Raw genomic sequence first — 21902 nt, forward strand, 5'->3', positions numbered from 1 at the left:
GCTTAAAACTCGATTTGTTGACGTAGGTGCTGGAGTTCTCGCAGCAAGCGTGCCTTGACCCGCTTGCGCGAGGAATAGACCGTTTCAATTGAAAGCCCTAGGCGTTCGGCGGTATCGCCGGCACTGATGCCTTGCATTCCATCGAGAAAGCACTGCCGGGCATTCTCACCAAAAACGGTCTCAAGCTGTTTGAGCGCGAGGTTGGCTAAGTAGCTCTTCCACTCTTCATCAACGATTTGTTGAAATTCTGGTTCGGTATACTGGTTCAGCTCGGCACTGTGTTCGTCACGCAGGGCGTCGCGTTTACGCTGCTCCCGCTTCCGTTTGTCCACTGTGTTGTAGGCGGTGTGCCGAATCACCGTTCCCAGCCAGGTGCGGAATTTTCCTTTTTCCTTTTTATAGAGTTCGAGTTTCTTCCAGAGCGTGATAAGCACTTCCTGTGCAATGTCTTCCAACTCTGATGGGGGAATGCCAATCTGCTGGAGCAAGTGACGGATAAAGGGCAGGTAATGCGTGACGAGCTCTGCCCATACGGCCTCATCGCCTGTATTGCGCGCTGCTTCGATCAGTGTATGTCGGGTTTTCCAATTATGAGCCATAGTGTGTCTTGGAAAGAAAAAGATATAAAAAATGCACACGGGTGCACCAATTGGAGCGGTTGTGTTGGTATATAAGGTTATAGGATCAATCGCAACGAGTTCGAAGATGGCGAACCCTTTCCGGGGGGAGGTGTAAGATGGCTTTCTTGCGGATCTACGAAACAAGTAACATTGATAGAGAATAGACACCATGAAACACCTCAACACATTATTAATACTCGCTGCGACTTTCGTGTTCGCCAATGCGAACGCGGCGGAAGTGCTGCGCTCACCCAACGAAACGATTGAAGTCTCTTTTGAGGCGAATGCTGACCAGATTACTTATACAGTCAGCTTTAATGGCGAGACCATCATTAGTCCATCGGAACTCGGATTGAAGTCGGATGCCAATGCACCGCTAGAGGTAACCAACATCAAGCGCAGTTCATTCGACGAAACATGGGAAACCGTTTGGGGGAATTATAGTGAAATCCGAAACCATTATAATGAAATCCAACTGGAGCTAGGCAAGGTCGCGAAGCAAACTGTGATTTTTCGGGTGTATGATGACGGCATCGCTTTTCGTTACGAGATTCCAGCAGCAAGCACGTTTAATGAAGCCTACCAGTATGAGGCGACGCAGATAAACTTTGTCTCGGAACAACCAAAAGCCTGGTTTCCCTTATCGCAGGTGCTCGTTTCGGATGAGACAGACCTAGATACGTGGCAGCCCGCAAAGAAAGGGCAGAAGCCGAGCAAGAACGCACGCTATGACTATAAGCCATCGGTCATCCGCACACCACTGACTCTAAAACTGGTGGATGACGCTTACATCGTGGTGCATGAGGCAGAGGTGATTCAGTCGGATGTTGCAGATCTCCAGCTCAACGATCGCACGCTGACTTATAATAGTAAGATCAAAGGCGCTGGCGGGCAAGTTACCTCATGGAGGACGGTTAACATCGCAGAACGTCCGGCGGACTTAATTGAGTCTTCAATGATTCTGAACCTGAATGAGTCTAATAAACTCAAAGATACATCGTGGATCAAACCCGGCGTAACCATGTGGGATTGGCGAGCACATGGCGCGCACGCAGATGATGGATTTGAATACGGAATAAATACAGAGAGCTATATTCGCTTCATCGACTTCGCAGCTGAGGCAGGGATTGAGTATCTGATGATTGATGCCGAGTGGTATGGCCCAGAGCGAGATTCTAAGTCTGACCCTAAGACCCCCATTGCTGCAGTCGATATCAAGAAGATCTGCGCGTATGCAAAAGAAAAAGGTGTAGGGATGTGGCTCTATATCAATACCAAGGCTCTGCATGCATTTGATGTCGATGCGACCCTCAAGCAATATCAGGAATGGGGTGTTGTTGGAATTAAGCAGGGCTTTAGTGCTTCGGAGCATCGCAGTGCGGTTGAGCACGATATGGGAATTATTAAGAAATGTGCGGAGTATGGCATTATGATCGTCCGGCATGAATCTGCTAAGCCGACTGGTGTGAATCGCACGTATCCCAATATGCTCTCGTATGAATATGTGAATAGCATGCTGGATTCTGGTCAACGCCCTGCCGCCACGCCGAGTCGAGTGATCAACAACTTGTTCGTGTTCGGGCTTGCTGGTCCGGTCGATCGCAGTTGCGGCATGTTTGACCTAGACTCGTTTATTACTCGTGAGAAATGCCATCGGCAGTTGCCTTCGACTGTAGTGTCTCAGGTGGCACAGTGTATGTTGTTTCCTAGTGGGCTTGTGACTCTACCCGATATTCCTGATGCCTACCGTCGTAAGGCGGATCTCTTCGAATTCATTGCAGAACTACCGATGGACTGGGATCAAACGATAGCGCTTGAGGCTGAGATTGGGAAATACATCACACTGGCTCGCCAAGCTGGTGATGCCTGGTTCGTCGCGGCATTGGCAGATGAAGCAGGCCGCACAACCAGTGTATCTTTGGACTTTCTCGAAGAAGGCGTAACTTATGACGTTACGCTTTATGAAGACGCTCCAAATGCGCACTACGAATTCATCGGTCCGATGAATAAGCGGGAAGCTAAGATGCAAAAGATAAAGTTGAAGCCGACAGAAACACGTCGTGAATTGTATCAAGTCAAAAAAATCACCGCAAAGAAAGGCGATGCGATTCCTGTAGTCATCGCTCCAGGCGGCGGGCATTGCATGTGGATACGGCCAGTAAAATAGAATGCGCGTATCGCTGTTAGTGAGCGGCAATCAACCTGTTCGCCGTCTGCGTCCCACCTCGCCTATGCGGCAAGGTGGGACCCGCCAAAATACTGACTAAAGCTGGTAAGGAATGTAACTGCCGAGTTCGCGGAGGATTTTGGGAGGTCTTTTAACTTATATTCAGGAGTCAGACGTTAGACTTTGGTAGTGAGTTGCTGAGGTTCAAGAATGCCGTCGCCAATTTTGCGGACTGAAGTGTATGAACCGGGCACGGATTCTCAGATTCAATACTGCTGCGCATCAAGTATTGTGATGTTTGCTCAACACATTTTCGGAGGCGCCGATCCTCAGCCCATCACTTGCACGCTCCAAAATCATGATACGTGCTCGTATGCCACCTAGTTCTTGCCTTCTAACTATTCTTTTAAGCTTAAACGAATGAATCACTTTGCCCATCCTCGCGGCAAAGCACACTCAATCGAGGCACCTGGACCGAAGGATCCCTTGGTCGTAAAATAAACGTAAAACACCTTTCAGTAGGGTGAGTGTTGTTGTTTGTCTAGGGTATATTATCTACAGGTTTATGCATATTGTCGCCCGTCAATACGTCGCTCGGGCTTTGTTTATACCTCGAATATATGGATTCCTCATCAATACTGATTGTCGATCACTCTTCTGAAGAGCGAAGCCTGATTGCGACCCTTTGCTCGAGCCTTTGTTCTACGATCGATGAGGCAGAAGATTCGATTGATGCCATGCGTTTATTTGAAACGAAGCGGCATGCGCTGGTCATCATTGATTCTAGCGTGCAACCGACTGGAGGCTTTGAGCTGGTCGTTCGGATACGTAAACGTGAGCCAAAGGTCAGATGTATCTTGTTGGCAGCAGTGTTTGATCAGCGACTTCGAGCCGCTGTCGTGCAATGGCCATTTTTAGATGTAGTGACTAGACCACTCGTGATTAGTGAATTGCATGCGACGATACGCGTGGCGCTTGGCAAAGAGCGTGGCGAGACACATGCACTCAGTTCAGTTGCGATGAGTAATCGTATGGATGAGTGCCTTGCGTTGGTCGGTAATAGTCGAGAGATCGGTAAGGTGCGCCGCGAGTTAGGAGAAGTGATACATAACAAGCAGCCGATCTTACTCTCTGGCCCTGAGGGGATCGGTAAACCTGATATCGCACGCCTAATTCATAATTATGGCCCTTATGCGAAGAGTGACTTCGTTGAATGCAGGTGTAATGAAATGAGTAGTATCGATTTGAGCGAACTGTTAATCGGTCCGAAGGGGCGTTGGGGGATCATTTTAGAACGAGCGCGTAACACCACGTTGGTGCTGCATTATGTCGAGACCCTACCCATGGAGGTGCAGGGCTGGCTGGCCGATTCATTTAAGAAAATTTCACAGAGCATGCACGTTATTTGTTTAGCTTATACATCGTTAGATGAAGAGCTCGCAAATGGCACGATTGATGATCGTTTGTATTTTGAGATTTCGCTCTGCCAGCTTGATATACCACGATTGGCTGACCGCCCGCAGGATATTGAGGAGATGACTCGTTATATTCTGAAGCACCCTGAGCGTTATGATATTCCACATCAATATAGTGAGGAAGAGATCGAGCAGTTCATCGACGAATGCGAAGGGCTCCCATTTGAGCGTAACGTCGATGAGTTAATAGAGTCTCTTCGCTCACATGCGCCCAAAGCACTCACAGTCTAATTGCTGGGCTGACCTAACGACTCTTTTAAGTTTGATGTTAAGCGTAGTCGTGTTCCTTGCCAGACATGAGCCTGTCAAATGTAGGTGCTCGACCTACATGGCCATTGATATCGCTTCCCTCAAACCTAAAGGAACCGACCTGCGACTTTAGTCTGCATCCTCCGGGAATTTACGCCCTACTCGAAGTCCACCACGGGCGCGGCACTGGCATCGCTCACAGCTTTGAAATACGCGTCACGTTTTTCGAGCCCCATTCTCTTAGCTATAGTCACGGCAGGGAAGGTGCGGATCGTCGTGTTATAGCGCTGCACCGCTTCGTTGTAGCGACGGCGCTCTACGGAGACGCGATTCTCGGTGCCTGCTAGTTCGTCTTGAAGGCGAAGGAAGTTTTGATTCGATTTCAGATCCGGGTAGCGCTCAGAGATGACCATCAAGCGTCCCAACGCGGCTTCGAGGCCGGTCGCTGCTTGTGCTTTCTCCGAGACCGAACCGGCCTTTGCCCACTGGCTGCGCAGGGCAGTCACTTCGGTCAACACATCCTTTTCCTGCTTTGCAAAGCCTTTGACCGTATTCACCAGATTGGGTATCAAATCGTAGCGTCGCTGCAGCACATTCTCTACCTGTGCCCAGCCTGCATCCACCGCTTCGTCGCTGGACACGATGTCATTGTAAATACCTTTGACGTAGGTGTAGCCGATCAACGCGATGACCAACGCCACGCCAAGTGCGATGAGTGTCCCCATCAAGCATCCGTTTTTTTGTTTTTCAATCATGGTTTAAGACTGTGAATGTGAATCGATCTGATCAAGCACGCGCTCGATTTGGTCTAAGTATTGGCTGAATAGCTCGGGAATGTCGTGCTGCTTGGCAAGCGACGGGGTCTGCTTGATTTGGTGAATCGTCTCAAAGGCATCGATCGATACATTGAGCTCGTCAGCCAGTGCACGCATCGCGCTTGATTTATCCGCAGGCACTGAGTCGCGAAACAAGCGCAACGCTCCGCGACACACCGTCTGAAATGAACTGAGCGACTCCACCAATAATTGTGCTAGGCCTTTCTCGGGCTTGCGCAACTGTAAGTAAGTTTGGCGCAATTTGAGCAGCTTCGAGCGTAGCTCAAATTCCACCTGATGACGCAAGTGGGTGCGATCTACCTTAATCGCGCCCACTGGATCATCACCATAGAGCACGCGGTGTGATTCCGCGATGTCCAACATCTCCATAGGGAAGACATCGCCCGCGCCCTTGAAGCGTTCAGGTGTAAAGCACAGTGGGGCAGGGTTGCCGGCCTCCTGCCATTTGGGGGCGACGGTGCGCAAGGCATTTAGGTTGGCCACGCTCCACGTTTTGGCGAGCAGGAGCAGATTATAATCCGATTTCCCCGCAATACTGTCGCCTGCTGCGGATGAGCCGTAAAGCACCACGGCTTGAAGTTGATCTCCGAGTGCTTGCTTAACTGATTCTGTAAATGTTTCTGGTTTCATTGATTGTCTAATTTAAAGTAAGTTTAAGTGAAACAGGCATTGCTACGCCATCTCCGGCTGACCTGCGTCTTGTCTGTCCATTTGATGAGTCCTACTGATAGATCCGTGCTACCAACCGCCAGAAGCGCCTCCACCTCCGCTACTCCCTCCGCCGAAGCCACCGAAGCTACTGCCGCCTCCGAAGCTGCTGCCGCCGGAACTTCCGCCGATATACCAACCGCTGCTACGATGTCTTCGGCCATAGCGACCGCCACGATAGTCGTCGTCATCGTCGCCATTGCGAAGTTTGCTATACATGATGAAGCCGAATATCAGAAAGAAGAATGGGACTACAAACCAATCGTCTTTGTCCTTTCTTTTTACACGTTGCCGAACCACAGGCTTGGTCGGTTTCGCTGCGACGGTTGTCCCATAGTGATTCGCAATCCGATTCGCCAAGGCCAGCGCGCCCGACTCCACGCCAGTCGCCATCTTACCTTGTTTGAAGTTCGCCAGCACATAGTCGTCTCGAATAGAGCCCGCCACGCCGTCGGGGATCACGCCCTCGAGGCCGTAACCGACCTCGATCCGCATCTTACGCTCCTTCACTGCGATCAAGAGCATTACGCCATTATCTTTATCCGCCTGACCCACTCCCCATTTTTCAAATAAACGGCTGGTGAAATCATCAATTTGTCCACCCTCCATCGAGGGCAGCGTAACGACCACCAACGCCGCGCCTGTCTGCGCGTTGAGCTGATCCAACATACCGCGTAATCGCTTCTCTTGGCTTGATGGGAGGATATTCGCCTTATCGGTAATACTCCCCGTAGGCTGCAATCGAGCAATCAAACTATCACCCCCCGCCGCATTCAGCTGACAAGACAGCAGCGACCCGAGGCAGCACAAACCAATTAATAAATAGCGTAGCATAATTTTAAGATCACTATTTATAAGTTAGTGTTAATTGCAAATTAAAAATATACGGTCGGACGATCTGGTGATAAATCATTAATTTTAATGTCTCCGTTACTATTATTATCCAATTGTAGGGGATAATGATATGGCCGTATTTCAGGTGTGATAGGACAGGTTATTTGCCCTGAAATTATGCCTTCTTGGATCGCTGGATCTTATTGAGTCTTTGATTCATGGCGATGTGATCGCTCTGCGATCTAGGCGGTTCTAAACCACATGCCAAGGGGATACTAAGATTAGGATAGGATTATGTAAGATTCCATCTCGATTTCACAGTGAGTTCATACTGTTTTCAAACAGAGCGGTTAGGATGGTGAGCGATGAGAAAATTGATTGCTTACTTAATGACTGGAATATGTGCGGGGGCGCTGTGCGCGGTGGCCTCAGAGTTGAAACAGGCCTCGGTGACGATGCCGTATGCGGAACTGGCGGGACTGTTGGATCGTGTGAGTGCGGTCGAGCAGAGTCTGGAAGCGGAAGTGCCGAAGTCGCCGGTCGCGATGGTGATTCATTCGGCTGACTATACGCTGAACTGCGACGACACCGAGGCGCCGGCATTACAGGCCAGTTTCTCGATCTCGAATTTATCAGAGGTGTGGCAGGTAGTGCCGCTCGTGCCGACCTCTGCGGTGTTGGTGTCGGTGGATCCGGTCGATGCGAAGCTGGTGCCGAACGATGGGATGCTCTGCCTGTTACTAGAGCCTCAGGCGAATGCGATAGTTCGACTTGGCCTCATGGGGGCGAGCAGCTCAACGTCTGGCAGCCGCCGAACCGTTGCAGATTTTCAGGCGGTGCCAGCCGCGCGCAGTGCGTTGACGATTCAATATGATGGAGATCCTGCGGCGTTGATTGTTTCGGGAGCCGTGGGTGCGAATGCAGGTAAGACCGTCTATGGCCTACCGGCTGCGGGTGGTGCGGTGCGTGTTGCCTTATATGAGCAAGAAGCCTTGGCGCCGACGGCTTGGAAAGGTCTAGCGCAGTATCTAGTGCGCGATGAGGCGGGAGCGATACAAGTCTCATGTCGCTTGCGATTAACGGCCACGGATGGGGGACGCACCTCGGAGGCGCACTTGCATCTTCCCGCTGCCGCTGAGTTGAGGACGTTAAGTAGTGCAGGATTACGTGGACGCTACGAAGTTGAGATGACTGAAGCTGGTTCGGTCGTGCATGTGCGCTGGGAGGATGATCAGACGCTGGCACGTGAGCTTAAGTTGGTCTATGACCTGCCGATCCAGCCTGTGGATTCGTCATGGGACGTGCGCGGCGTGTCGGTCGTGAATGCTGCACATTGGGATGAGTCCTACTATGTGCTGCCGTTTGAAGGCTATACAATACAACCGGAAGGTGAGTCGTGGGAGGACGTCGGACGCGTGCCGAGTTGGATGTCTGAGTTGGTCGGTTCGAAGACATTGTTGACTGCCCCCGCGCAAGACGCGGGGTTCTTGCGCGTGACTGCCCAAGTGCTGCCACGTTTAAAGCTATCCGAAGCGACGGTGCCGCTTGCGCAGTATTGGACGGAGGTGGTCAGTGAGGGCGGGATGCTGCACAAGGCGCAGGTCATTATTGAGCATCGTTCACAAACGCGCTACAGCTTTAGACTACCTGAGGAGGGGAAGCTATTGTCCTGCGCCGTGAATGGTCGGGCGGTCGAGCCGTTGATCGAAGGCGAGGGCGATCTAGCGTTGATCTTGCCAAAGGTGAACTCGAAGGAAGCGCAGACGATGGTCACTTATGTGTATACCACCAAAGGCAACAAACTCGATCCAGTTGAAGGTAAGGCGCAGTTGGAGCTGCCACGCACGCCACTTTTTATCCATCAAGTCAACTGGCAGGTGCAACTACCTGCCGAATACCAAGCCACCGCGTTGGAGGGCAATGTCGTGATCGATGCCGGTGGTGCAAACGGTAAACCGATTTGCCTGAGCAAACAGATCTGTGACGACGAAGTGCCGCAAGCCGCGCTGTATTATACACGAAAGGATCTGGAGCAGTAGAACTGCTCGAACTTAGAACACTGAACGTCGAACTTTGAATGAGTGGCACGTCTGCCAAATTCTTACTCCTAATCAATGTATCGAATGCGATGACATCCGAGGGCCATTCAAATTTGAGATCAAACAGTGTCTGCGCTTCGTGAGCGCCTGCGATGCCTTACCGAGGAGACGCGGTCTTCGCAAGCAAAGCCCCTACATTCTTCTGTCTCCTAACTTCTAACTACTTTTAAAAAATATGCATACACACAAACTAACAGTCCTCTCTCTACTTGCTGTAGGGTTCATTTATATCTGCACCGCCGTTGCGTGGTTTATACTTGGGGGTGCGTTGACGCATCGCTCGGTGGATCGATCGGGTGCATTCACCCATGAAGTTATGAAGGGCTGGGGCCCTGAATTGCGGCAAGCGCATCCCATCGCATGGTATGATTCGCCAGCGGGTGCGTCGGGGCGTAGCGCGGTGAGCCCGAGTGTGAGCCAGATCGATGTGAAGCTGGGCTATGAGCCGAAACGGAAGGGGCTGTTTTGGTATCGCACTTACAAGACTGAATTCGAGGCACACTATGAAATACCAAATCCGACGCCGATTGATCAGACAGTGTATGTCGCGTTTACCTTACCCTCACAGGATGCGAGTTTTAATGCATTCACCTTTGAGCTGGATGGTGCTGGTGTGGACGAACCTGTCTTACGTGAGGGCACGATCACACAGGCTGTGGTGATCCCTGCGCATGGCAGCGCGCCGTTGAAGGTGACGTATCATGCCCGCGGTTTGAATCGTTGGGATTATAATTTGGGCAACGCAGATCGTGTGCAAAATTTTGCGCTGACGATGGAGACTGACTTTGACGAAATCAATTTTCCAGCTGGCACGGGATCACCCACGGATCGTAGTGTCATCAGTGCGGGTGGTTGGGATTTGATCTGGGACTATCCCGATGTGATCGGTGCACAGTCAATCGGTATGGATATGCCGAAAGTGCTCAATCCTGGCCCCGTCGCGAGTCGTATCAGTTTCTTTGCTCCAGTGTCGCTATTGTTCTTTTTTGCGGTGCTACTGATCTTTGGAGCGGTAACTGGGATGAACCTGCACCCGATGAACTATTTCTTTCTGGCAGCAGGGTGCTTCGCGTTTCAACTGCTGTTCGCGTATACGGTGGATCTAATGCCGATTCATCTGTGTTTCTTCCTCTCGGCAGGCGTATCGCTCGCGCTGGTCTGCGGCTATCTGCATGCAGTCGGTGGCCGTGCGTTGACGCGGATCGCGCTGCCCGCGCAATTCGCTTACATGGTTTTGTTCAGCTATTCCTTCTTTTTCGATGGTCTGAGCGGGGTGACGATTGCCGTCGGTGCAGTCGCGACCTTGGCCGTATTGATGGTCGCAACCGCAAAGATGGATTGGTCAGAAGTGTTCGTGTCCAGAAAGCGCGCGAAAGGGCAGGTGCCACCAGCGATGCCGTATGTGGAATCGTGAGTAGGTGTCTTGAATACATGCGCTAACCGATCAGAAATTTAAACCACCCGCTTCGCTAGAGAACACAAAGACACGGAGCGAGTATACTGTATTTGAGCCCATGCTCTGCTCTTATCATTATAGACCTTCGTGCCTTTGTGACCTCCGTGGTTAAAATTATTTTCAACACGCTTACGTTGTTAAATCGTGAGCCACAGGGTAGGTGGCCACCTGTTTGGAGGGATGGGATCGTTCGCCTTATCGGTCGAGACCCTGAAGGAACTCGACTGCGCTAAACCCAAAAAAGGCGCTCCCCAACGGGAGCGCCTTTCGTGTGAATTATGTGTGCGTCTTAGTCTGTAAGACCTTTAACTGCATCTGCAGCCTTGTCGCCTGCGTCTTCGATAGCGTCAGCTGCTTTGTCTGCGTCGCTCTTTTCGCCGCAACCAGTGGTTACGAGGCATGTGCCAGCAAGCATGAGAGACGCGATGAAGAGAGTAGATAGTTTTTTGAGTTCCATTATGTATGTATATTCGTTGAGTAATAACGACTCCACCCAGTAGTTGGTTGGAATCTGAGGCCTTTAATAATGCGGGTTGTAACGATGGATGTCAATTGTAGTCGTTAGGAGCTGACCGTCTAAACAACGGTTGGTAATGAGCTCTATGGGAGCGACTTCTGACTTTGGCTGCGATACGGAGTTGACGTGGATGCGATCTGCACACACGCAATGACAGTATGAGTATTTCGTTGGAAGGTCTGCGCTATGAGGCGCTGGAAGCTGAATTGGCTGCATCAGGGGTAAATCCTGTGCATGCCAAGCCGCTATTTAGTGCGGTGCAACGGCGTTTGCTGCGAGATAATCTGGAGACCTCTGAGGGGATTTTGCCACCCGTGCAGCGCTGGTTGGCCAGCGAGGCGGCGGTCCAGCCGTGCGTGCTCGATTCAGTGGATGATACCGCCAGTTCGGATGGCTTTACCCGTAAGTATTTGTTACGCCTGCATGATGGCACCGAGGTCGAGTCAGTGCAGATGGGCTTTCCGGGGCGCTACACTGCTTGTCTTAGTAGTCAGGTCGGTTGCGCGATGGGCTGTGTCTTTTGTGCAACGGGGCAAATGGGATTTTCGAGGAATTTGACCGCGGGTGAAATCGTGGCACAGGCGCACCATGTCGAGCGCGAGCTGCGTCGCACCCAAGGCGAAACTCTAAGGAACATCGTGATGATGGGGATGGGAGAGCCCTTGCATAATTTCGAGCCGACCATGGAAGCCTTGGACATCATCACGGACAACCGTGGTTTAAATATTGGACCAGCACGTGTCGCGATCAGCACAGTCGGTTATATTCCCGGCATTCAAAAACTCGCACGCCACCCGAAGCGTTATTCGCTGGCGGTGAGCTTACATGGTGCAAGTGATGAAGAGCGGGGCAAATTGATTCCGATAAATAAGCGCTGGCCCTTGGCTGACTTGCTCGAAGCCTGTCGCGAATATTCGGCGCTCAAGCGTGCGCGCGTGTTCTTTGCATGGACATTGATCGGTGGTGTGAACGATAGCGACGATCATGCGCATCGACTGGCGGCACTTTTAAAAGGCATGGATGCGCATGTGAATTTGATTCCGCTCAACCCGACTGAAGGCTTTGATGGCACGATGCCAACGGAAGAACGCTCACGTGCCTTTCAGCAGATCATTCAGGATGCGGGGATCCCCAGCACGATTCGCCAACGCCGTGGCATTGATGTGTCGGCAGGCTGTGGGCAGTTGAAAGCGAAGAAGATGAAGCGTGCGCGCTGATTGGATTTAGCTACGTGACAGTATACTTTCGGGCATCTGGAATCATATTGCATTAGGGGAGTAGATTTTATCCTTTCAAAATGTCGTTTGACCTGATTTGGGTTAGGATGATAACGTGAAATTCAATGATAGCTTGGTCTAAGAAAAAGATGAATAAAATTGCAGGATATATATTTCTATTATGTTCATCGATTGCATTTGGTCATAATGTGAAAATCGAAGAATCTATACCTTTCTGCGATGCTATCATCAGGGGCTTATTCACGAATCAGGAACAGAATGGTGAGAATGTAGTGGGCTTGTTGTCTGGAGGTAATATTTTAAGAAGTATTTCACCTGATCAGCTCAGTGATGTTAATGTAAAGTTACCGATTAAAGAATCAGAGAATATAAAAAAGAAGGAGTATATCTGGGTGATTCAGTCTGACACTAAAACTGAAGAGACGGCAGTGCATTGGGGCATTCCCTATGAAGTGGAACTAGAGTCCGAGATTTTGGCCGTTTATGATGATATTTATTATGACGATTCAACGAAGTCGGAAGATATAAAGGAAGATATGAAGTATATGTGGCATACGACACCTAGAACAAGTGGGTATAAGGGGGAGGCATCTTCGATGAAGGCCGTTAGAGCTGCAAAGCGAGTATTTAACACAATAGATATTTTGGGGTATAATAAGAAAGAAGTAATTGAACTTTTGGGTGACCCAAAGAGTTCTAGTGAGAGTGTCTATAACTTCCCATTCTTTCCCGCTGGGGATAATGTTCTAGTTTACAGGTTTGATACTGGTAACGGAGGTTGGCAGTTTAATATTAAGTTTATTGATGGTCAGGTTGAGTCCGTGAAGCATTTGGGGATTCACTAGGAGCCTCACAGTCATGGGTGTCGAGCAAGGTCTTCTATTTCTGAGTCCAATTTTCTCGCATATATTAATCAGAGGGCCCGCGTCGTATTTCAACAAACGGGGTATTGGTAATGGATGAAATTCTGATAGGTTTGGCTGCTTATAGTATCACAATGTTTTTGTTGTGGTTGTTGACTCATCAGGATCCGCAGGTCAGCGACAACTGGAAGCACCCATTTGGTATTTTCATCAGAATGGCTGGGCTCTTTTGCTTGTTACATTTGTTTCTGACATCGCTCCCGGTTGAAGCATGGCAGGCTTATTCGGTTGTGGTATTTATCCTGGCATTTCCGTTTATCTGGCAGCTCTACGATTGTGATTTTATGGTCGTTGGGATCCTCTGTTGGTTGATTTACCAGTGGGCATTTTGGTTCCCCGCGAAGGAGGAGGTCATTCTAAAAAACGAATCGATCCAAAAGAAGAAAACAGAAGTTGAAGGCTTACCCAGATACGGCTTTGCCACGACAGACTTGAAGCCGGTGGGGAAGGTTGCAATTGATGGTGAAGAACGCACTGCGATCTCGACGCTTGGGTTCGTCAGCAGTGGAGATCGAGTCTTAATCGAAGGCTCGAACGGTATGGAGCTTCGAGTTCGCAAGCTTGGACCTGCGGACAGTGATCCCCTCATGGGGGACGATTGATTTTACAACCGCTGCGTAAAACGCTACGCGCACGCAGCAGGCTCCGCTAGAGTGCCCTGCGGGCGAGGGTAGGGGCTAATGACTTTGGGGGAGGGACGAGCTCCGCCTCGTCCTGCGGTGTGCTGGCGCTTAGGCTGAGTGCTTTGGTTGAGTGCTTAGGTTGAGTGCTTAGGCTCGGCGGACGGCGCGGAGGCCATCCCTCCCCAACAATGCGTGTTAGCATCTATCATTTTTAGGCCGAGGTTCTTTCGAATCGCCGAAACTTATTCACATTTCAGAAAGCTCACTTGCATGATTTGCGGTGCCGATTTAAGCATCATGCAACATGTTTTGTGCGCTACCAGTCTTCCGATGCTTCATACTTCTGCTTTGCGGCTTGAGTGTGCTGCGTGCGGTGGATGTGCCGCATCAGGCGTATGTGTGGCAGCGTCAGTGGACGCCGCGTTTAATTGATTCGATTGAGGCGCATGCTGCCGAGTTGGATGGTCTTACCGTGCTGGTTGCGGAGCTCTCGCCTTCGGCGGATGGCGGATCGGTAGTGCGTGTGCCAGTCGATTACGAAGCGCTGGCTGCGACGTCGCTCCCGATAAGTTTTGCGGTTCGAGTTGGGAATTATCGTGGACCGTTTGATGCGGATCAACCTATGACGCGGCGCTTGTTGAGCGAAGTGCGTGTGGCGTTGGATCAAGCGCGTGCGACTGGTGTGGTTGCTGCCGCAGTGGAGATTGATTTCGATTGTGCGACGCGTCAATTGGAGGGCTATGCGGAGTGGTTGCGCGCGTTGCGTCCGGTGCTGGGTGAGGTGCCGCTATCGGTCACGACGTTGCCGACGTGGATGACGCGTCCGCAGGCCTTTGGTGAATTGGTGGGGCTGACGGATCATTTTGTATTGCAGGTGCACAGTGTGAAGCGACCCGACTCGATTGAGTCGAACGTCATGCTGTGTGATCCTGACGACGCGCTGCGTTGGGCTGCGGAGGCGAGTGCTTTTTCTGTGCCGTATCATGTTGCGCTGCCGACGTATGGGTATCGCGTGGGCTTTGATCAGGCGGGGGCATTAGTCAAAGTGTCGGGCGAGAATGCGCCTTTGGTCGATGACCCGGAGCTACGCTATCGCGTGATTCGTGCAGAGCCTGTTGCGCTGTCGGAAGTCGTGCGTGCCTTGCAGAATGCGCTTCCTGATCACTGCGAAGGGGTGATTTGGTATCGCCTGCCGATTGGGCGGGAGCGGTTCAATTGGGATGCGGTGACCTGGCGTGCGGTGATGGCGGGGCATGTTGGTCAGTCGAGTTGGCAGGTGCAGGGCGTTGCGCAGGCCGATGGATTGATTGAGATACAACTTGAGCAGCGCTCCTTGTTGGCGATGGAGCCGCCGCAACAAGTGACGGTGGAATGGGCGGATGCTGCGGTCATTGCCTGGGATGGGCAGCGTAATTATAGCGTCAAGACTGAGCCAGATCATGCTCTGACTTTTCAATGGCCAGATACGATGGCGGCACCACTTTTGCCGCAAGGCACGCGCTGGACGATCGGTTGGTTGCGGATGGATGCCGAGGCCGCACTTCATTTTACACTCATTCCATAACTTTTTTATGACACGTTTCTTTACTGTATTTCTTCTTTCTATTTCCTCCTGTTTCGCCTGTGGGCCTTGGATTCCCGAGGCGTATGTGTTGCGTAACGACGATGTGTTTTATGCGCCGCCAGAAGTGGGGTTTGCTGCGGAGCTGAAATATTTGATTCCTGAGGGCGTGCCGTATACTGCGGTGCTGGATGAAGTGCTGAGCCCTGAAATGGAATTGGCAGAAGTGCTGGCTTCGAGTGGGTTGGATGCTGATGCGCAGGTTGAGCTGTTGGCGAAGTATCGAGAATTTAGGAAGGTGCTCAATAAGGCTAAAGACTATTTAGATCGGCAGGAGTTTGAGTATTATCAACCGCCCGTGGATGAGATTGAGCGGGCAGAGGCACTGGCTGCGTTTGAGGCATTGAGTGTGCCGAGTGCTTTACCCGAAGCATTTCAATATTACTTGGACGGTGCGTTGGCGTATTATAAAAAAGACTTTGATGCCGCTCGTGTGCATTGGCAGGCGGTGCTCGAGTTGCCCGAGCCCGTGCGACAGGCGCGTGCGGTGATGGCGGCTTATATGATTGGTAAGTTGGGAGAGACGGATGCGCCCAAGTATTTTCAGTTGGTGCGTGCCTTGGTGGCGCAGGGCTATACGGATGCGCAAGGCTTAGCCGCTGCGAGCTATGGGCGCGAGGCACGTTACTATCTATATGGATCTGACTTGAAGGAGCGCTATGAATTGGCGATCCGCTTGTATCTACAGCAGTGGGGGGCGGGGTATCATAATGCGTCGTGGAGCCTGAGCGTGACCGCGCGTGAAGCATTTGAGAATGCGGATGCCGCGATGCTACATGGCCTAGTGCGTGATGCGGATGCGCGTGCGGTGTTGACGGCATATCTCATGACTGAGTGTTATGGCGAGTCGACGAATCTGCAGCGCTTCTTGAGTGCGTTGCCATCGCCAGATGCGTTGACCTTGAAGGAGGCGGGGCGCTTTGCATTGATCGAATATCAACAGAATAATATTTCGGCGACGAGGCTGTGGCTTCAATATGCGGATGCGCAAGACGGCTTGGCGTTGTGGGTGCGTAGTAAGTTGCTGTTACGGGATGGGCGTATCGAAGAAGGGCGCACCTTGATGTTGGCTCTGACGACGGAAATGGACGCCGGTCGTGTGGACTGGAGACGAGTCAATGCGGAGCATGCGTGGGGCGAGTTGGGGCTTTTGATGCTACGGGAGAAGTCGTTTGTTCAGGCTGCGGATTGCTTTAATAAGTCGGGGAGCTGGGAGGATTGTGCCTATGTATTGGAACGCGTATTGTATGTGGATGAGTTGATTGCATGGGGGAAGCAATTGAAGCCTGTGGATCCAGATGCGGTGCACTCTGATTTTGACGGAGCACATGCATTGATTGCTCGGAGGTTGATGCGTGAAGGGCGCTTTGACGCAGCGCTGGAATTTTTCGACCCTGAGGTGCAGACGATCGCGAGCGAGTATGTAGCTGCGATGCGAGGCGCGAGTGATTCTAAGGCCGATGCTGCGAGTCGAGCGCGACAGTATTGGGCTGCTGCGCGACTGATGCGTGACTATGGCATGTCGCTTGTCGGAAGTGAACTAGCACCTGACTTTGCTTGGCATGGTGGATCCTTTGAGTGGGGCGATACGTATGAGGAGCGCGCGGAAAATTATTATGAGCCGAACTTTCGACTCAACCAAATGACATGGGAAGAGTCGAAGCGAGCGGCGGCGACCGTGGTGCGCCCGAATAAGCGCTTTCACTATCGGTATCGTGCGGCGCAGCTTGCGGAGTTGGCGGCGGGCTTGTTGCCGAATAATGATGAAGATGCCGCGCGTATTTATTGCCAAGCTGGTGACTGGTTGCGACTGCGCGATCCAGAGGCGGCGGATCGTTGCTATAAGTTACTGGTCGTGCGTTGTCCAGAGACGGAGCTGGGTGCCGCGGCCGCAGAGGTGAATTGGTTTCCAGAGGTGGATTTGGCGTTGTTTGAGCCGTTTGCGGAGTAGGTAGTTTGATTGCGACGCGTCTGAGATTCTTAGCTCAACCCACTAGGGAGGGACGAGCTCTGCCTCGTCCTGCGGTGTGCTGGTGCTTCGGTTCCGTGCTGAGGCTCGGCGGACGGCGCGGAGGCCGTCCCTCCCACGCGTTCAGTAGATCCGCATAAGCCGCGGCACTTTATTACAAATCATGATGTGCGTGAGTTAAACCACTCGCTTCGCTGGAGGACACAAAGACACGGAGCCAGCACGCTGTATTTGAGTGGGTGATTTGCTCGGATTCATAGTCTTCTAAGCCTTCGTGTCTCAGTGACCTTCGTGGTTAAAGTATTTCCCCGCACACCTACGTCGTGCAATAGGTGTGAATCCGCCTAGTCGTTACTCGCTTGCATCGCTTGCAGGCTTTGAATGCCAGTCTCCGTCTCGAAGTAGAGGGTGTTCTCGGGTGCTTCAAATGCTTGGAGTTGCTCGGGGTCGATTAGCATGAGTGCGGTGGTCCAGGCGTCGGCCATGGCGGCGCTGGGCTGTAGGATCCAAGCGCGCTTAAAGTGGTAGCTGGGCTCGTCGCTGGAGATCGGCGACACGATGTGGCTGCCTTGGATGCCAATACCTGAGGCGCTTAAGGCTTGGTTGCTCAATTCAATGCTCTGCCCGTTCTGATCGCCGCTGAGTTCGATCGGCCATGTCTTCGAGCCGAATGCGAGTTGTGTGCTGGCTCCGGCTGAGAGTAGTGCCGATTCGATGCCCCATTCCTCCATCAACAGTTTGATTTGATCGAGTGCAAAGCCTTTGCCGATACCGCCAAGGTCGATCTCTCGGCCTGCTGCTTCGCAAGTGATGGCGGGGCGGTTTGGATCGATGCTGAGTTTGCCTGCGAGTGTTGGGGTGTCGCCTTGGAGCTCGTTCTTCTGGTGTTCGATGACTGTGCCGAGTGTGATGTCGAACAGGCCACCGGTTTGCTCATGTGCTTCGGCGGCCTGTCGTATACAGTCGTAGCACATATCGCTGATTAGCAATGTTTGACCGGTCTCCATGTGGTTGATGCGGAAGACATCACTCCCTTCGATATAGCGACTGAGTGTATTTTCGATTTCGTCGAGCAGGGTGATCGCAGTGTATGCGACCGTGTGGGCTAGCTTCTCATCGTCTGAAACGATGCGAAAGACGAAGGTGCACTTCATCGCGTTGTGGTCGAATTGATGGATGTTGCTCATTTTTCAGCGGTTTGCATCCAGCGCTGCCAGATGTCGTTGCGTAGGTAAAGTGTGGTGGAGACGTTGGCGCGTAGTCCGCGCGGAAGTGTGACGTGTGTGCGACTCAGTAGCTCTTCGCAAGCTAGCTGTTGCGCAGGCATGGCAAAGACGATGGGGAACTTGGTCAGGTCTTCAATGGGAGCAGGCCAATAGCCCACGGTTTCGAAGCTACGCAGATACCACGGAAGGGGCCAGTATTCTTGACCGACGACAGCAATGGGACTGAGCGTAGGCGCGCCGGACATTGCGCTCAACTCCTGTAACCAGCGCTCGATGCCTGGCGCGTCTTTACTCGTCGGCACGTAGGCGTAAGGATTACGTATGTCGTTGGAGAATCGACCGCTGGCGTGGAGGCTTTGTTTGGTTTGGTAGGCGAGTCCTGTGAGTAGCAACAGAGTGAGGATGACACGGGAGCGCTTATTCAGATTTGAGAGATCGCTGAACACATAGCCAGCGAGCAAGCAGGCATGTGCCCATGGCACCATCATCAGCCAAGGTGTCTTGTAGCCGATGCTGCTATAAATGATAAAGTGACCGATGGTTGCGATGGATAGAAATAGCACGGCTGGGTGCGGCACGCGTTTCAGCACTGCGAATACGGCGGCGATCACAGCGAGCAGGCCGATGAGTGCCTCGCTCCACCAAATGCCGAGCTGCTGTTTGGGCCATAGGAGAAACTCGAAATAGTAGCTCCAGCTTTTCTCGTGACCCGCAGTGGTCTCGTAAACGAAGTAGGTGCGCACCGCGTCGATGATACCCTGCGGGGAGCGAAAGCCATCGCTGTAAAAATAGGCGGCACTCAGGGATGCTGTGAGCGTCAGTAGGAGGGCAGGCAGAATATAGGGACGCAGATGTGCGGGGCTAAGGCGTGGTTTCGGGTGCTGGAACCAATAGCAGATCCCTACGGCTGGTAGCCATGCAAGGATGGAGATGGCGAAGGTTTCCTTAGTCGCAAACATCAAGCCCATGCCGAGACCAGTGAGTAAGCCCATGCGCTTTGTCGGTTTTTCTGTGAGCCGAAAGACTGCAGTGCAGGCCAGCAGGCTAAACAATGTCAGTAGACTCTCATGAATATACATGCGGTTGTAATAGACCAGTAGTGGCGAACTCGCTAACAATGCCGCCGCGGCTAATGCGCCCCAAGTGCCGATGGAGCGTCGCCATAGGAGCGGGATAAATACCAGTAGCACGCCAGCAATGACAGAGCTAAGGCGCAAGGTCGTGGTAGTGAGCTGCGCCCATGTGTCTTCTCCGCGGGTCTGAGCGATGGGGATCGACGTGAGGCTCAGTAGTGGCCCATGAAAATGCTGTGGGTTGAATGCATAGTCTTCGCCTGCCAATTGCTGGGCGAGAATCCGTGCGCCGGTTGCTTCGTCGGCGTGGATCGGTCGTTGCTCTAAGTCATGCAGACGCAGCACAAGCGACAGTATGAAAATACTGACCCATGCGATGACTGTGATGAGATGTTGCGACATTAAGCTCCATATGAAGCGACTTATTTGCTGCCTGCAATCTTGCTTTGCCGTTGAGTTGTTAGGCATTCTGTATTTTTTTACGACTGTGCTCCCCTCAAATATAGAGATTGTAGTGGTAACGCCCGTCTGGAATGACTCCCGACGCTTGGAACTGTTTGGGCCGAAGCTGGCACAAGCGCTGTCGAGCTCTGACCTCTCCGTGCGTTGGATCGTGGCGGACGATGGTTCGTCTCCACTGGAGAAAGGCAAGGTTTCGGCACTGGTTGAGTGCATGAAGGTCATTTATCCAAATGTTGAAGCGATGCTGTTTGAAGAGCGCTCGCGAAAGGGCGGGGCGATCTATCAGGCGTGGGATGCATGTCCAGAAGCGGATTTACTGGCCTTTGTCGATGCCGATGGCGCGATCGATGCAGGGTCGCTCCTGCGCTTGATCGAACGTGCGTGTGAGCAGTTTCCAAATACAGGTGTGATTGGTATTCGTCGTGATTCGGTGGATACACCGACGCATCGTCCATGGTCACGTGCGTTATCGTTTCGGATATTTGCTGCCTTAGTGCGCGGGCTGATTGGGATTGATTTTGAAGATACGCAATGCGGGGCAAAGGTCATTCCTGGAAAGGCGTATCGCGTGGTGGGAGATCAATTGATGGAGCGCGGCTTCGTATTTGACGTAGAGTTACTGCAGGCCTTGGTCGCACATGGTTGTGAGATCGAGCAGATGGCGATACCATGGCGGGAAATGCCCGGAGGCAAGGTGAAGCCGCTGCGTGACGCGTGGGGGATGATTGGCGGGCTGTTGCGTATTCGGAAACGGATGAAGCGCGCGGGGAGTAGTCCTGATTGATGACTGGCGGTGATCGCTCCTTCGGGTGAATGTCATTTCATATTTCGATACCTTCTTACTTTTCGTGAGTAATGAAAATCCAAACCACTGAATTTTAGCCAAAAAAGGCACGAAGAAGGACAAAAACGAACAGCAGGAATTTTCGTGTTTCGCCCTTCGGTTGATTTTCGCTGCGCTCGGAAGTGCCTCTTTGTGGCCATCAAACTCCTATGGCTAGAGCGTCACACTATTCACCTTTGTTATGCGTCTTGCGGTAGCGGCCTGGAGCCATGCCGAAGAGTTTTTGGAATTCGCGGGTGAAGTGACTGTGATCGTAAAACCCGACTTCTTGGGCGATCTCGCTTACGGTGTGGTCGCTGTGCATTAAGATCTGGCTGGCGCGCGTGAGTCGATACCGGATAAGAAAGCGGGAGGGCGTCTGCTCAAAGACGGTGCGGAAACGGCGCTCGAATTGGCTGATCGATAAGTTGGCGACTTTGGCGAGCTGAGCCATCTCAATGGGCTCGGAAAAGTGCTGGTTGATATAATCGACCACCGCATTCATTCGGCGGTAGGGCTGCCAGGCGTTGTCGCTACGGTCGAAGTCGCGCATGCAGCCGATGATGCCGACGCAGGCTCCTTGGTTGTCGTAGAGCGGGAATTTACTGGTGACGTGCCAAGACACCGAGCCATCGGGGTTGGCGACTAACTCGACGCGGCGCAGGATAGGTTCACCGCTGTCCATCACTTGTGCGTCATCTTTAGCGTAGTGAGCGATCATGTAGCTAGGAAAGAAGTCGAGGTCGGTCTTACCTACGAGGTCTTCTTCGCTGCTTAGACCGAGTTTTTCCAATTGTAGGTTATTGGCTCCGATAAAGCACCCGTTGCGATCTTTCATGAAGAAATAGACGTCACCGAGTGCAGAGAACAGCGCGAGAATACTGTTTGGGTCTAGGTTCTGGTGGGGGATGGTAGGGTGCGTATTCATTGTTCCGTGACTGAGGTTTTGAATTAATGCCGAATATATACACATAAATGCTTAA

General features: G+C 52.0%; 18 protein-coding genes. 10 read left to right on the plus strand and 8 right to left on the minus strand.

What is annotated here, in order from left to right; all coding sequences use genetic code 11:
- Positions 1–2 precede the first annotated feature (2 nt).
- Positions 3–599: a sigma-70 family RNA polymerase sigma factor gene (locus GZZ87_RS12675; RefSeq protein ID WP_162024991.1), complete on the minus strand. Its 597-nt coding sequence runs from the start codon at positions 597–599 to the stop codon at positions 3–5.
- A 190-nt stretch (positions 600–789) separates the two neighbouring features.
- Here GZZ87_RS12675 and GZZ87_RS12680 point away from each other — a divergent pair, with 190 nt between their 5' ends.
- Both GZZ87_RS12680 and GZZ87_RS12685 read left to right on the plus strand, forming a co-directional pair.
- Entirely contained in the window at positions 790–2787 is a 1998-nt protein-coding gene (locus GZZ87_RS12680; RefSeq protein WP_162024990.1) for a glycoside hydrolase family 97 protein, read from the plus strand.
- Positions 2788–3407: 620 nt separating this feature from the next.
- Positions 3408–4493, plus strand: coding sequence for a sigma 54-interacting transcriptional regulator (locus tag GZZ87_RS12685; protein ID WP_162024989.1), 1086 nt, complete (start codon positions 3408–3410; stop codon positions 4491–4493).
- A gap of 176 nt (positions 4494–4669) precedes the next feature.
- Here GZZ87_RS12685 and GZZ87_RS12690 read toward each other — a convergent pair whose 3' ends face one another.
- The 3 genes from GZZ87_RS12690 to GZZ87_RS12700 all read right to left on the minus strand — a co-directional run bounded on the left by GZZ87_RS12690 (position 4670) and on the right by GZZ87_RS12700 (position 6889).
- The gene (locus GZZ87_RS12690; protein WP_244648097.1) at positions 4670–5266 is read right to left on the minus strand and encodes a LemA family protein; all 597 of its coding nucleotides are present in this window, start codon (positions 5264–5266) and stop codon (positions 4670–4672) included.
- Between the two features lie 3 nt (positions 5267–5269).
- Complete coding sequence (locus tag GZZ87_RS12695) at positions 5270–5977, minus strand: hypothetical protein (RefSeq protein ID WP_162024988.1); 708 nt, start codon at positions 5975–5977, stop codon at positions 5270–5272.
- Positions 5978–6085: 108 nt separating this feature from the next.
- A complete protein-coding gene (locus GZZ87_RS12700; protein WP_162024987.1) occupies positions 6086–6889 on the minus strand; it encodes a TPM domain-containing protein in 804 nt (267 codons plus the stop codon).
- A gap of 365 nt (positions 6890–7254) precedes the next feature.
- Here GZZ87_RS12700 and GZZ87_RS12705 point away from each other — a divergent pair, with 365 nt between their 5' ends.
- Entirely contained in the window at positions 7255–8928 is a 1674-nt protein-coding gene (locus GZZ87_RS12705) for a hypothetical protein (RefSeq protein WP_162024986.1), read from the plus strand.
- 235 nt (positions 8929–9163) lie between these two features.
- Positions 9164–10402, plus strand: coding sequence for an inner membrane CreD family protein (locus GZZ87_RS12710; protein WP_162024985.1), 1239 nt, complete (start codon positions 9164–9166; stop codon positions 10400–10402).
- A 331-nt stretch (positions 10403–10733) separates the two neighbouring features.
- On the opposite strand, the gene GZZ87_RS19685 is transcribed toward GZZ87_RS12710, so the two are convergent.
- Positions 10734–10901: a hypothetical protein gene (locus tag GZZ87_RS19685; RefSeq protein WP_178106552.1), complete on the minus strand. Its 168-nt coding sequence runs from the start codon at positions 10899–10901 to the stop codon at positions 10734–10736.
- 218 nt (positions 10902–11119) lie between these two features.
- Here GZZ87_RS19685 and rlmN point away from each other — a divergent pair, with 218 nt between their 5' ends.
- The 5 genes from rlmN to GZZ87_RS12735 all read left to right on the plus strand — a co-directional run bounded on the left by rlmN (position 11120) and on the right by GZZ87_RS12735 (position 17317).
- Positions 11120–12178 carry a 23S rRNA (adenine(2503)-C(2))-methyltransferase RlmN gene (gene rlmN / locus GZZ87_RS12715; protein WP_162024984.1) on the plus strand — a complete coding sequence of 353 codons (1059 nt, stop codon included), beginning with the start codon at positions 11120–11122 and terminating at the stop codon, positions 12176–12178.
- 149 nt (positions 12179–12327) lie between these two features.
- A complete protein-coding gene (locus GZZ87_RS12720; protein WP_162024983.1) occupies positions 12328–13044 on the plus strand; it encodes a hypothetical protein in 717 nt (238 codons plus the stop codon).
- A gap of 110 nt (positions 13045–13154) precedes the next feature.
- A complete protein-coding gene (locus GZZ87_RS12725) occupies positions 13155–13724 on the plus strand; it encodes an NfeD family protein (RefSeq protein ID WP_162024982.1) in 570 nt (189 codons plus the stop codon).
- Positions 13725–14049: 325 nt separating this feature from the next.
- On the plus strand, positions 14050–15309 hold the full coding sequence (locus GZZ87_RS12730; RefSeq protein WP_162024981.1) for a DUF3142 domain-containing protein: 1260 nt from the start codon (positions 14050–14052) through the stop codon (positions 15307–15309).
- Positions 15310–15316: 7 nt separating this feature from the next.
- Complete coding sequence (locus tag GZZ87_RS12735; protein WP_162024980.1) at positions 15317–17317, plus strand: hypothetical protein; 2001 nt, start codon at positions 15317–15319, stop codon at positions 17315–17317.
- A 362-nt stretch (positions 17318–17679) separates the two neighbouring features.
- Here GZZ87_RS12735 and GZZ87_RS12740 read toward each other — a convergent pair whose 3' ends face one another.
- A complete protein-coding gene (locus GZZ87_RS12740) occupies positions 17680–18522 on the minus strand; it encodes an FAD:protein FMN transferase (RefSeq protein ID WP_162024979.1) in 843 nt (280 codons plus the stop codon).
- On the minus strand, positions 18519–20036 hold the full coding sequence (locus GZZ87_RS12745; RefSeq protein ID WP_162024978.1) for a flippase activity-associated protein Agl23: 1518 nt from the start codon (positions 20034–20036) through the stop codon (positions 18519–18521). The genes GZZ87_RS12740 and GZZ87_RS12745 overlap by 4 nt, the downstream gene beginning before the upstream one ends.
- A gap of 10 nt (positions 20037–20046) precedes the next feature.
- Here GZZ87_RS12745 and GZZ87_RS12750 point away from each other — a divergent pair, with 10 nt between their 5' ends.
- Positions 20047–20880 (plus strand): glycosyltransferase, encoded by an 834-nt coding sequence (locus GZZ87_RS12750; RefSeq protein WP_162024977.1) that lies wholly within the window; start codon positions 20047–20049, stop codon positions 20878–20880.
- A 226-nt stretch (positions 20881–21106) separates the two neighbouring features.
- Here GZZ87_RS12750 and GZZ87_RS12755 read toward each other — a convergent pair whose 3' ends face one another.
- Positions 21107–21847, minus strand: a complete 741-nt coding sequence (locus GZZ87_RS12755) for an AraC family transcriptional regulator (protein ID WP_162024976.1) — start codon at positions 21845–21847, stop codon at positions 21107–21109.
- Positions 21848–21902 lie beyond the last annotated feature (55 nt).

This window comes from Lentimonas sp. CC4, from assembly GCF_902728235.1.
Lineage (GTDB): Bacteria > Verrucomicrobiota > Verrucomicrobiia > Opitutales > Coraliomargaritaceae > Lentimonas.